The 11,648-nt window shown below is 59.8% G+C and carries 10 protein-coding genes; 3 read left to right on the top strand and 7 right to left on the bottom strand.

Features of this window, described 5'->3' with window-relative positions:
- The first annotated feature begins 36 nt into the window (after positions 1-36).
- A complete protein-coding gene (locus AUC43_RS16725; protein WP_068196276.1) occupies positions 37-828 on the top strand; it encodes an SDR family NAD(P)-dependent oxidoreductase in 792 nt (263 codons plus the stop codon).
- 133 nt (positions 829-961) lie between these two features.
- On the opposite strand, the gene AUC43_RS16720 is transcribed toward AUC43_RS16725, so the two are convergent.
- A complete protein-coding gene (locus AUC43_RS16720; protein WP_068196274.1) occupies positions 962-1,852 on the bottom strand; it encodes a DUF2911 domain-containing protein in 891 nt (296 codons plus the stop codon).
- Between the two features lie 260 nt (positions 1,853-2,112).
- Between AUC43_RS16720 and AUC43_RS16715 the strand changes: the two genes are divergently transcribed.
- Positions 2,113-2,547: a hypothetical protein gene (locus tag AUC43_RS16715; RefSeq protein ID WP_068196271.1), complete on the top strand. Its 435-nt coding sequence runs from the start codon at positions 2,113-2,115 to the stop codon at positions 2,545-2,547.
- Here the strand turns inward: AUC43_RS16715 and AUC43_RS16710 are convergent.
- The 3 genes from AUC43_RS16710 to AUC43_RS16700 are packed head-to-tail and all read right to left on the bottom strand — an operon-like array spanning position 2,544 to position 6,430.
- The gene (locus AUC43_RS16710) at positions 2,544-4,376 is read right to left on the bottom strand and encodes an ABC transporter ATP-binding protein (protein WP_068196269.1); all 1,833 of its coding nucleotides are present in this window, start codon (positions 4,374-4,376) and stop codon (positions 2,544-2,546) included. The two genes, AUC43_RS16715 and AUC43_RS16710, sit on opposite strands and share 4 nt — an antisense overlap.
- Before the next feature lie 53 nt (positions 4,377-4,429).
- A complete protein-coding gene (locus AUC43_RS16705; RefSeq protein ID WP_068196266.1) occupies positions 4,430-4,921 on the bottom strand; it encodes an energy transducer TonB in 492 nt (163 codons plus the stop codon).
- 6 nt (positions 4,922-4,927) lie between these two features.
- A complete protein-coding gene (locus AUC43_RS16700; RefSeq protein WP_068196263.1) occupies positions 4,928-6,430 on the bottom strand; it encodes a sodium:solute symporter in 1,503 nt (500 codons plus the stop codon).
- A gap of 178 nt (positions 6,431-6,608) precedes the next feature.
- On the opposite strand from AUC43_RS16700, the gene AUC43_RS16695 reads away from it, so the two are divergent.
- Entirely contained in the window at positions 6,609-7,793 is a 1,185-nt protein-coding gene (locus AUC43_RS16695; protein ID WP_068196260.1) for a thioredoxin family protein, read from the top strand.
- 10 nt (positions 7,794-7,803) lie between these two features.
- Here AUC43_RS16695 and AUC43_RS16690 read toward each other — a convergent pair whose 3' ends face one another.
- The 3 genes from AUC43_RS16690 to AUC43_RS16680 all read right to left on the bottom strand — a co-directional run bounded on the left by AUC43_RS16690 (position 7,804) and on the right by AUC43_RS16680 (position 11,646).
- The gene (locus AUC43_RS16690; RefSeq protein ID WP_068196257.1) at positions 7,804-8,817 is read right to left on the bottom strand and encodes an MBL fold metallo-hydrolase; all 1,014 of its coding nucleotides are present in this window, start codon (positions 8,815-8,817) and stop codon (positions 7,804-7,806) included.
- Between the two features lie 83 nt (positions 8,818-8,900).
- Positions 8,901-10,775 carry a M61 family metallopeptidase gene (locus tag AUC43_RS16685; protein WP_068196253.1) on the bottom strand — a complete coding sequence of 625 codons (1,875 nt, stop codon included), beginning with the start codon at positions 10,773-10,775 and terminating at the stop codon, positions 8,901-8,903.
- A gap of 169 nt (positions 10,776-10,944) precedes the next feature.
- A complete protein-coding gene (locus tag AUC43_RS16680; RefSeq protein ID WP_071886122.1) occupies positions 10,945-11,646 on the bottom strand; it encodes a class I SAM-dependent methyltransferase in 702 nt (233 codons plus the stop codon).
- Positions 11,647-11,648 lie beyond the last annotated feature (2 nt).

Here is an 11,648-nt window from a genome sequence, read left to right as displayed (position 1 = left end):
TTTGGTATGAAACGTTACACTTAACCTCTTACAGCCATGAACGACCAAACCGCATTAATTACTGGCGCCTCAAGTGGCATCGGTTTCGAACTGGCCCGGTGCTTCGCCCGCGACGATTATCGGGTAGTGCTGGTGGCCCGCCACCTCGACGAGCTCAAGGAAGCGGCCCGCCTTATACATCAGGAGTTTGAGGGCATTGATATTGTGCTCCTGCCTTTCGACTTGAGCCTGCCCGAATCGCCAACCGAGCTATACGCCGAAACTACGGCGCTCGGCCTGCAGATAGACGCCCTGGTTAACGACGCCGGCTTTGGCGAAACCGGCTACTTCTCCGATACCGACATGGCCACCGAACTGGCCATGATACAAGTGAACGTGTCCGCGCTGGTGCACCTCACCAAGCTCTACCTGCGCGACATGCTGGCCCGCAACTCCGGCCGAATCCTCCAGCTGGGGGCCATATCTTCTTTCACGCCCAGCCCCTGCCAGGCCGTGTACGCCGCCACCAAAGCCTTTGTGCTCAGCTTCACCGAAGCCGTGCAGCACGAGCTCAAGCAGCAAAAGACGGCCGTTACCATGACGCTGCTGTGCCCGCCCAACACCGATACCAACTTCTTCCACGTGGCCCACGCCGACAATACCCGCGCCGCCAGGCACACCGTATCGGCCCGGGCAGTGGCCGAAGAAGGGTACGATGTGCTCATGGAAGGCGGCGCCCGTAGCCTGCCCACCATGGCCGCCAAGGTCAACTTCTTCTCCAGCCTGGTGCTTCCCGATTCCATGCTGGCTACCATCATGAACAACCAGCTGCATCCCGCGCAGCGCTAAGGCCATTGGGGCTGCCCCAACCTCAGCTCAACCCGCCACAAAAAAGGCCGCAGCACTTATGCTGCGGCCTTTTTAAATAATTAAATGGGGGTTTCCTGTAAGTGGAAACCCGGTGGGGAATGCCTTCGTGATTTTACTTGCCGGCCTTCTTGGCTTCTGCCATCAGTTCTTCGTTCATTTTCACGTACTCACCGTTGGGCGGCGTGGCCGCCAGCGCGGCTTTCTTCGAGGCTTCGGCAGCCTTGGTAGCACCGGCATAATCCTTCATCTTGAGCCGGATTTTAGCTTCGGTGTTCAGGTTCCAGTACTTGGCATCGGTGGCGTTGGCTTTTTCCATCCAGGCCAAGGCTTGCTTCAGGTCCTTGTTGTTGTCGAGGTAGTACACGGCGGCCGCCGCGAGGTCGTTGGCCGAGGGGTTGGCGTTTTTGGTGATTTTCTCGTCAATCTGCGCCATCACCTTGCTGTCTACGTCAGCCGTGATTTTGAACTTGACGCCGGTGTTGGCCCATTCCATGGCTACGTTGGCGGTGCCGGGGGTGATATCCGCGAAGTTGATGGTGAAGGTCTCCACTTTGCTGGCCACTTTGTAGGGCTTCACGGTGAGGCGGGCCACGTCCTGGTCCTCCTTGAAGCCTTCCACGTCGGCGCCCTGCTTCAGGCTTTTGTTCAGCACCACCGTCCACTCGTTGGCGCGGGGAATGGTGTAGATGCCGTACTCGCCGGCGGGTACTTTTTTGCCGTCAATGGTCACATCATCCGAGAACTTGATGCTGGTGGTGGCATTGGCGCCCGTGCGCCAGCGCTGGCCCAGGGGAGCCAACGGCGTTTTGTCGCCAAACACGGCCCGACCTTTCAGGCTGGGGCGGGAGTACACAATGGTAATGTCAGTCAGGCCCACGCGCTGCGTAACGGTGCTTTTGGGGCTGGCCTGCGGCGTCGTGATTTGGGCTTGGGCAGAAGGAGCCGCCAGCAGCGTAACTGCGGTGGCCAGGGCAACGGGAAGATTCAGCAAATGCTTGCTCATCAGAAGGGGAGAAGTTGGTGAGGTGATTGTGGGGCTAAAAATACGAAACCCGCGCTGGGGGCGCGGGTTGTATTAAATATTTATGTTACGGCGAAACAAGGCAAAGCCTGAAACTGTCGGACTGCTGCTTGGGGTTAACAGTTCGCGACCATTGACTTGCCCCTCGTTCGAATGGCTTATGCGGTCATCCGACGCCCAAAGTGTCAAAAATATTAAATGGAAGGTTATTGCTCCTGCCGTTTCTCGCTACCTGACATGCTATGGTACAGCGCACCTTAAATTCGGACCCTTACCTCACCCTAACCTACGACCCCGACCACGACTGGCTCTACGCCGATTGGCACGGCCAGGTGGATAGCGAAGACGTCATGACGGGTTCAGTAAATTTGTTGAATGCACTGCGAAGAGCGCAGTGTGCCAAAGTGCTCAACAACAACACCAACCTGTCTGGTCTCTGGGCCGATGCGGCGATATGGGGCGCCGAAGAACTGTTGCCCAAACTTTACGAAGCCGGCTGCCGCTATTTTGCGTGGGTGTATTCTCCCGAAACCTACAGCCGCCTTTCTACCGAAATCATCATTGAGCACACCAGGGCCGGGATTGTGATACGAACCTTCGACGACCTCGACGCCGCCGGCACCTGGCTCGACCAAGTGCAACCAGCGCCGCAATTTGAGGCCCACACCCAAGCTTAGCTCAACTCAAACTGCAGCTTCAGCAGATTGGCATACAGCCCGTTCTCGTTGTCGGCCAGCTCCTCGTGCGAGCCTTGCTCCACGATGCGGCCGCCGTCAATCACCAGAATTTTGTCCACCTTGCGGATGGTGCTCAGGCGGTGGGCAATGATGATGGACGTCCGGTTTTTCATCAGCTCATCCATCGCGCCTTGCACCAGCTTTTCCGACTCAGAATCGAGCGCGGAAGTAGCCTCGTCGAGCAGCAGAATGGCGGGGTTTTTCAGGATGGCGCGGGCAATGGCCACGCGCTGGCGCTGCCCACCCGAGAGCTTGATGCCGCGCTCGCCCACTACCGTATTCAGGCCTTCGGGGAAGGAGTCGATGAACTGCCAGGCATTGGCCTTGCGAGCGGCGGCAATGATTTCCTCGTCGGTGGCCGCGGTGTTGCCATAGGCGATGTTTTCGCGGATGCTGCCGCCAAAGAGCAGCGTTTCCTGGGGCACGATGCCGATGTGGCGGCGCAGCTCCGTGAGGTCGTACTCGCTGATGGGACGCTCGTCAATCAGGATTTGGCCGCCGCTCAGGTCGTAGAACTGCATCAGCAGCGACACAATGGTGCTCTTGCCCGCGCCGCTGGGGCCCACCAAGGCAATTTTCTCGCCCGCGGCAATCTCAAAGTTGATGTCCTGTAGCACCGGCAAATCGGGCCGGGTGGGGTAGCGGAAGGCCACGTGCCGGTACTCGATGTCGCCGTGCAGCTGCAGGGGCGCCTGGTCAGCCGGGCGGGGCAGGTGGGTGGGCTCGCTCTTCTCGTCCAGTATTTCCAGGATGCGCTCGGAAGCGCCCAGCGTGCTTTGCACCTTGCCATACAGTTCGCCCAGGCCCGCCACCGAGGCACCGATGAACATGGTGTAAAGTGCAAACGAGGTGAGGTCGCCGATAGTCATCTGGCCCGATTGGGTGAGCGTGGCCGCCCGCCACAGCACCAGAATAATTCCGCCAAACAAGCCGATGATGACGAAGGAGACAAAGGCGCCGCGGTACAAATTGCTTTTCAGGGCCGCGCGCACGGTGTTGGTGAGCGAGGCCGTGTAGCGCCGCGTTTCAAACTGCTCGTTGGTAAACGCCTTCACGGTGTTGATGCCCTGCAACGTCTCTTCCACGATGACGTTGGCCTTGGCCAGCTCATCCTGCGTGGTTTTGGCCAGCACCCGGATTTTGCGCCCGAACACCATGGCCAGCACCACAATGGGCGGGAACGTGGCCAGCATGAACAGCGACAGCTTCACCGACACCACCATGATGAACACAATGCCCGCCAGCAGCGTGGTGACCTGTCGAAACAGCTCGGCCAAAGTCAGGGAAAACGTATCCTGAATCTGAGCTACGTCCGAGGTAATGCGAGAGGTGATGGCGCCCACCCGGTTTTTCTCGAAAAACGGAATGGGCAGCGACACAAACTTGGCGTAGAGCGCCTGCCGAATGTCGCGCACGGTGAACTCGCTCACGCGCGTGAAAAACCAGATGCGCCCGAACGAAAACAGGCCCTGGAACACAATCACAACAAACAGGCCGATGGCAATGCGGTTGACACCCACCACCATGCCGCCGGGCAGGGCCACGGGCTTGCCGTTGGCCACGTCCACCAGCTTGCCGATTATCCACGGAAACATCATGGTGGTGCTGCTGCTGAGCGTGAGCAGCACCATGCCCACAATGAAATTGCCTTTGTAGGGCAGCACGTAGCGGAACACCCGCAGGCTGCGCCGAAAAGCTTCTTTGGTAAGCTTGGGCTTGGGGACGTCGGCGCCGACGTCGCCGCTGGTATTCAATCCACTACGGGCCATTCAATAAATAAAATCAGGGCCCTGTGGAAACAAGGCTCTCACGAAAAATAATCTTAACGTCTCGGTTTTGGCTGACGACGGTTTTGCTCCACTTTTATTTCACCGGCGCCGCCAAAAGGCACGGGCAATTGAATGAGCACCGGCAGCGGCCGGCCGCGCCGCATGGCGGGCTGCCAGCCCGTGAGCAAGGGCACCACGCGCAGGGCCTCGGCGTCGCACTCGGGCGAGAGCGACTTGGCCACCATGGGGTTGGTCACCGAGCCATCGGCATTCACGGTCGCATTTACGAGCACCGTGCCGCTTAGCTGCTTGGCGCGGGCCGCGGCGGGGTAGTTGATGTGCTCCAGAAAAAACAAGCCCAGCGCCTGCTCGCCCCCGGGGTACACCGGGGCCCGGTCGGGACGGTTGGGGGCGGAGTGGGCCTGCACCTGCATGTGGCCGGGCTTGAGCACAATGGGCTCCTGGGTAGCGGGAGCGGGCTGCTGGGCCAGGGCCACCGGCGCGGCAGCTACTAGCAGCAGGAAAGAGAAGATAGTATTGGTCATAATGCCTTAAACCGCAGCTTGGGGTATCGGGTTCACCACGGCGGGGCGCGAAATGGCCAGCAGGCCCAGGTACACCAGCGCGCCGTTGAGCAGCAGAATTTCGAAGCCAAACTTGTAGCCGTTGAGCCACTCTACCGAGTGCGACACAATGAGCCAGGTAAGCAGCACCGCCGTCACGCAGGTGGGCAGCACCAGCCGGTCGCGCAGGCTGCGCCGGGTGAGAATACCAAAGGCAAACAGCCCCAGCAGCGGCCCGTAGGTGAAGCCTGCGGCCTTGTACACGGCATCAATCAGGCTCTGCTCGTTGATGACGCGGAAAATGAGGATGATGCCAATCAGCACCACCGACCAGCCCAGGTGCGTGAACTGGCGCAGCTGCGCCTGCCGCTTCTCAGGGTACTGGTTGATGCCGAGAAAGTCGACACAAAACGAGGTGGTGAGGGCCGTAAGGGCCGAGTCGGCCGAGGCGTAGGTAACGGCGATGATGCCCAGAATGAAGATGATGCCGGCCGTGAGCGAAAACTGCGTGGTGGCCAGAAACGGAAACACTTTGTCGGTATCCAGGCCGCCTTTCAGGTTCAGAAGCTGGGGCAACTGCTCGAGGTGCAGGCCACGGGCGGCGGCGTATTTGTACATGAGCACGCCCAAGGTCAGAAACAGGATGTTGACGCACACGATGACCGGGGTAAACCAGAACAGGTTTTTCTGCGCCTCTCCCAGGCTGCGGCAACTCAGGTTTTTCTGCATCAGGTCCTGGTCGAGGCCGGTCATGACGATGGTGATGAACATGCCCGAGGCGAATTGCTTCCAGAAGAACTTATCGTCCCGGAAATCAGAGAAATACATCTTCGACATGGGGCTGTCCGTCACGGAGGTCACCAACTGCTTGAAGCCCAGGTTCAGCGCATCCGACATAAAATAGATGCTCAGGCCCACGCAGCTCAACATGGCCAGGGTCTGGAAAGTATCGGTCCACAGAATGGTTTTCAGGCCCCCCTTAAAGGTGTAGAGGTAGATGAAGAGGATGCTGACCACCACCGTGACGGCAAACGGTATGCCCATGGCATCGAACACCGCCAATTGCAGCACGCCCGCTACCAGATACAGCCGCAAGGCCGAGCCCAACGACCTAGAAATCAGGAAGAACAGCGCGCCGGTCTTGTAGCTCCAGTAGCCAAATCGCTGCTCCAGATACGAGTAGATGGACACCAGCCTCAGCCGGTAGTACAGCGGCAGCAGCACGGTGCCAATGACCACGTAGCCGGCCACAAAGCCCAGTGCCACCGCTAGGTAGCTCCAGCTTTTGCCGTACACGTTGCCCGGCACCGAAATGAACGTGACCCCCGACAGGGAGGTACCAATCATGGCAAACGCCACCATGTACCACGGCGCGTTGCGGTTGGCCACAAAAAAACTTTCGCTCGTAGCCCCCCGCGAGGTGAGGATGGCAATGACGATGAGAACGGCAAAGTAGCCCGCAACGAGGCTCAAAACTAGAGTTGGCGACATAAGGGGCAAAGGTAGCGCCCATAAGCGCTGCGGTGTACCATGGAAGTTGAGCCGAGAGCGAATGGCGAGCAGCCGGCCGGGCTCCGCTAGCATAATAAATACCCTATATTTAAGCTTCAAGGGCTTGGGACGATTCCACCCGGCGGCAATCCTTCCTAATCCTACCTTCTCTGACCTGATGCGCTACCTCTTCAACTTGATTATGCTACTGTGCTGCAGCACGGCGGCTTTTGGGCAAACCACTGCCGTTAACTTTCGAAGTGGAGGCTGGGCGCAGGTGCTGGCGACGGCCAAAAAGGAGCATAAACCCATCATGTTATATGTCTGGTCTCCCAGTTGTGGCCCCTGCAGAGAGATGGCGCGCGATGTCTTTCCTGACCCTGCCGTGGGTCAGTACTACAATGCCACTTTCATCAATTACAAGGTGAACCTTGATGAAGGCATTGGAAAGCAGCTAGGTACCCAATACGGCATCGTTTCGCTGCCCGCGTACCTGTATTTCAATTCCGAAGGCAAACTGATGCACCAAACCGGCAGTGGAAAAGCTGCGGCAGCGTTTATTCAGGATGGCAAGGATGCATTTGACCCTCAGAAGACCTTCTTTGCCTTAAAAAAGAGGTACAAAGCGGGTGAACGCAATTCGGACTTTTTATACAGGTTCAGCGAGTCAAGTGGCCTACACCAAGATATGGCACTAGCTAGGCAAGTGGCCGAGGAGTACCTGAAAAGCCAGCGACCAGCCGATTTGACATCTGTTAAAAACCTGGATTTCATTTTCAAATTGAGCACTGATTTTACGTCTCCAATGACTCAGTTTTTTCTTTCCCACCAGCCAGATTTTGCTACCCATTTCGGGCAGGAAGCCATCACAAACAAAACGCGCAACATGGTGGGATGGACCGCTGCTGAACTTGGACAGAAAAACGACTTGCCAGGCTTGCGCAACTTTCAGGCATCGCTAGCCCAACTCATGCCTAAGCAAGCCGAGCAGTGGCAGGACTTGGCCACAATTAAGTACCTGTTGGGCCAGCCGCAGCGGAATTGGCCGGCTTACGTTAATGCTACCCTGGCCTATGGGCAAAGGTTTGCTGCTCAAGACAACTATACCTTGTACGAAGCAACGGCATACCTCGCCGCGTTCGTAAACGACAAAGCGCTGCTAGCCAAAGGAGACCAGATAATTCAACAAGCCATTGCCGCTGACAGAAGCCACTTTTATCTGCTAACGCGGGCCAAACTGCTGCACAAGCTGGGCAACGATGCCGAAGCTACCACTGCGGCTACCGAAGCAATAGCAGCGGCCACCAAAGCGGGCGCGAATCCCGATGAAGCCACTGCGTTTCTGGCCGAAATCAAGAAGTAACGCCGGGGCGCTATTCCCACTCGCGCCAGCGCAGCACTTCGCCCACGGCGGGCGTGTGGAGCTCGCCGCGCAGCATGCCGCCCGCGGCCACGTCGGTGAGCTGGCGCAAGGGCTCCGAAGCGGGCTCGTCGGACAGGTCGAAGGTGCCGTAGTGCATGGGCACGATGTGGCCGGCCCGCAGCACATTCACGGCCTTGGCGGCCTCGTGCGGGTTGACGTGGCTCCTGGCCATCATGAAGGCGGGTTTGTAGGCTCCGATGGGCATTAGCACGATGTCGAGGGGCCCGAACCGCTCTTCGATGGTTTCGAAATGCTCGGCATACGCGGTGTCGCCGGCAAAGTAGATGAGCTTATCGGCGGCCCGAATGAGGAAGCTGCCCCAGAGCACGCGGTTCAGGTCGGCTAGGCCCCGGCGGTGCCAGTGGGACGCGGGCAGGTAAAAGATTTCCAGCGGCGCTTGGGGCTCCAGGTCGTATTGCTGCCACCAGCCGGCCTCCTGCACGGGCAGGCCCGGCGCCATGTCTTGCAGCAGCGGCCCCATGCGCAGAGACGACAGCACCCGCATCTGCGGGTTTTGCCGGGCCAGCAGGCGCAGGGATTTTTCGTCCAGGTGGTCACGGTGGCCGTGCGATAGCAGCAGGTAGTCAATGCCCGTGATGGCCTCTGGCGCGCAGGGCAGGGCGTGGCGGTGGCGTAGCCCAATTGAGCTGAACAGGACGGGGTCAAACAGCAGCGTTACGCCCGCCGCGCGCAGCAAAAAGCTGGAGTGCCCCAGCCATACCAGCATATCTTCCTGGGCTGAAAAAGCGGCCGTGCAGTCTACCACGGCAGGGGCCCAGGTGTCGGCTTTCTTTTCGGCTTTTTGGGGGTTGGCGGTGAGCTGCCACTTGAGCACGGTGGAAAATGCGGGCTCAAACAGCTCCTCGCCGTTGGCGAATTCATCGCCGAAAAGCTTGTTGCCGGGGTAGCCGGGCCGCACGGTTGGCAGGGCTTCGTTGCGGAGGTAAGAAATGCGTTTGGCCATAACCGGGAAGATAAAATTGCCCGATTACGCGCGGTAACCGGGCAATTTGTGTTGCTTAACTAACGAAACCCTACGCCGCGGGTTTAATTGGCCACCTGGCTGGCCAGCCACGCCTCGCGCAGCGCTTTCTGGCTGGGCGAATACACCATTTTCTCTACCGCTTCCACGGGCTTTACTTGCACGTTGGGGTCTTCGGAGAGGATGAGCTGGGTGGTTTTTTCGGCGCCGCCGCGGGTTCTTACCTTCACAAACACCACATCGTTGGGCGAGTGCTTGCGCAGCACGCCGTCGAGGTCGGCGGGGCTTTTGAGGTCTTTGCCATCGAGGGTCACCAGCTGGTCGCCGCGGTCGATGCCGGCTATGTAGAGGCCCGAGCCAACCTGGGTATTATAAGCCACTACGCACCGGCCGGCCTCGTCGAACGCCACCTGGTGGGTCAGCGCCACGCCCGGCGTCCGGGCCGGCACCAGGGCCAGGCCCGCCCCGAGCAGGCTTTCGCTGAAGCGGGGCTGCTCGTGGCCGTACACGTACTGCCGGAAGAAGCGGTTGGCAAATACCGTGTCTTTGCTCACCTCGCCCAGCACCCGCTGCAAATCCTTTACAGTGTAGGGGTTAGCCGGCGCGTAGCCTGCCTGCTTCTTGCCGTATTGCTGCCACATGGCCTGCATAAACTTGTCGAGCGTGGTGCGGTAGTTCTGGCGCAGCTGCAAATCGAGCACCAGCGCAATGCCCGCGCCCTGGTCGTAGTACGAGAGGTAGGTGTTGCCGGAGTTGAGCGGATCGATGCTGGAGGCGGCGTCCATGAACGCAGCTTGGCGGCTCATGTCGATGGGGGAGGCGAAGCGTGCCCCAGGGCTGTTCTGGCGCAGGTTTACCCAGCGGCCGATGTCGCCGAGAAACTCTTCGTCCTCAATCAGCTTGGCCCGGCGCAGGGCCAGGCGGCCGTAATACTGCGTGAAGCCTTCGGCGAACCATAGGGCGTCGCTCATGTTGGCCCGCTGGAAATCAAACGGTTCCAGGTCGCGGGGGCGCAAGCGCTCTACGTTCCAGGCATGGAAGAACTCGTGCGCCACCGTGCCCAGGTTGCGCGCGGCTTCCTCGTTGTGCAGGGAGCGCGGGCTCGTGACGGAAGTGGAGTTGCGGTGCTCCATGCCGTCGCCGGTGGCCTGGGGCAGGTAGTCGGCCAGGAAGGTGTAGCGGCCAAAGTCGTAAGTGGGCAGCTCGCCGAAAATCGACTTTTCTTCCTTCACCACCTGCTGCACTTTCTTGGCGTAGGCATCTACCTCGGCCACGGGGCCCTGGTAGAGCACGGCCAGCTCAATGGTCTGGTCGCCCTCGGGCCAGGTGCGCACCTGCTGGGCGCCCAGCGAAACAGGGCTGTCCATGAGGTACTGCAGGTTGGGGGCAGTGTAAGTGGTTTTGTCGGCGCTGGCCCGCAGCTGGGTGGCCACCTGCCAGCCTGCGGGCAGGTCAAACTTTACTTCGGCAGGGCGGCCTTCCAGGCCCGTGGCGTAGCATAGCGTGGCGGGCATATTGAGGTGGGCGTGCTGCTGGTCGATGCCAGCATAGGTGCCGTCGGTGCGGTCGCCGTAAAGGGTGTAGTTGAACACCACGGTGCCATCGACGCCAGGCTTCACGTCCCAGCCATACGGGTCGGGCCGGTTAAGCGATAGAGGCTGGTTGCTGCCATTGGTGGCCACCACGTAATACACGTTCTTGGCAAACTCGTGCAGCGAGTAGCGCCCAGGTGAGCTGCGGGCCATGCGCACGTGCAGCACCTGGCCGCTGGGGACCCCCGAAAACGTGGCCGTAACCCGGGCCTCGTGGTGCACGGCATTGGGAAACGCCACCAAGTACCGCACGGCCGGGCCTGCATCGGCCTTCGCCTTTACCTGGGCTTGTGCCTCTGTCGCTAGGCTCAGCGTCAGTAAGATAGTAGCGGTAATAACCTGTTTCATGAGCAGAAATTATAGCGAACTGAGGAATTCAAAAACCAAGCTGAACCAGCTAGGCGCACAAAGTTGCTGTAAACCTGCAATACGAACTTGGTTGGTGCGCTATTAATTGGGTTCGGTACTGCTAAATTGATGTTTCAGCCCTTTGCAGCGCCTGCAGTAGCTTGCGCCATCAACCTTGCGGAATAGCTTCAATCCCCCTAAAAACTGCAGCTTCCATGGCCCCGCCAAAAAACACGGCGCTGCTCGTTGGGCTAAGTCCTAGGCGGCCCAACGCCGGGTGCAGATCGGGCAGCTCCCGCGCCTGCAGGTCCGTCGTGAGCCGAAAAAAAGCATACATGAGCGTGAGCAGCACCCGGCGCCAGCCCCGCCGCGCCGGGCGAAAATCTGCCAGTAGCCACGGCGCCCCCGGCCGCTGGGCGGCCCGCAGCTGCGCCAGGGCCGTTTCAATCTCGGAAAGCGCAATGCAGTCGAGCACGAAAAAGGTGATAATGGCGTCGAATTGCTCCATCGGGCCTAGCGCGGCTTGCGTACCGTGGCGAAACTCTACCTGGGCAGCTGCTTGTGGGCATTCCTGAGTGAGCCGGGAGCGGGCGCGGGCCAGCATATTCGGCGACGCTTCAAGGTAGAGCACTGTGGCCTGGGGCCGGCGCTGCAGCACCTCCGTGAGTATCCAGCCCGTGCCGCCACCTAGGATGAGCACGCGCGGGGACCCGGCCGGCAACCCCGCCAGCGCCGCCCGCTGGGCCTTTTTCAGGGTGGGCCCAAACACTAGGCCGGTGAGGGCATCGTAGCACCACGCCACACGGTCGAACCCCGTGAGTGGCTCGGTGGCCGCAGAGGCTGGAAGTGGGGCAGTAATTGGGTCGGGCATGT

The sequence above is a fragment of the Hymenobacter sedentarius genome, from assembly GCF_001507645.1.
In the GTDB taxonomy this organism is placed as follows: domain Bacteria; phylum Bacteroidota; class Bacteroidia; order Cytophagales; family Hymenobacteraceae; genus Hymenobacter; species Hymenobacter sedentarius.
This window is presented reverse-complemented; position numbering and strand designations above follow the sequence as displayed.

Coding starts and splice junctions, on each gene's coding strand:
- AUC43_RS16680 (WP_071886122.1), bottom strand. CDS start 11,646: ATGCCCGACCCAATTACTGCCCCACTTCCAGCCTCTGCGGCCACCGAG.
- AUC43_RS16715 (WP_068196271.1), top strand. CDS start 2,113: ATGGTACAGCGCACCTTAAATTCGGACCCTTACCTCACCCTAACCTAC.
- AUC43_RS16695 (WP_068196260.1), top strand. CDS start 6,609: ATGCGCTACCTCTTCAACTTGATTATGCTACTGTGCTGCAGCACGGCG.
- AUC43_RS16710 (WP_068196269.1), bottom strand. CDS start 4,376: ATGGCCCGTAGTGGATTGAATACCAGCGGCGACGTCGGCGCCGACGTC.
- AUC43_RS16700 (WP_068196263.1), bottom strand. CDS start 6,430: ATGTCGCCAACTCTAGTTTTGAGCCTCGTTGCGGGCTACTTTGCCGTT.
- AUC43_RS16725 (WP_068196276.1), top strand. CDS start 37: ATGAACGACCAAACCGCATTAATTACTGGCGCCTCAAGTGGCATCGGT.
- AUC43_RS16705 (WP_068196266.1), bottom strand. CDS start 4,921: ATGACCAATACTATCTTCTCTTTCCTGCTGCTAGTAGCTGCCGCGCCG.
- AUC43_RS16690 (WP_068196257.1), bottom strand. CDS start 8,817: ATGGCCAAACGCATTTCTTACCTCCGCAACGAAGCCCTGCCAACCGTG.
- AUC43_RS16685 (WP_068196253.1), bottom strand. CDS start 10,775: ATGAAACAGGTTATTACCGCTACTATCTTACTGACGCTGAGCCTAGCG.
- AUC43_RS16720 (WP_068196274.1), bottom strand. CDS start 1,852: ATGAGCAAGCATTTGCTGAATCTTCCCGTTGCCCTGGCCACCGCAGTT.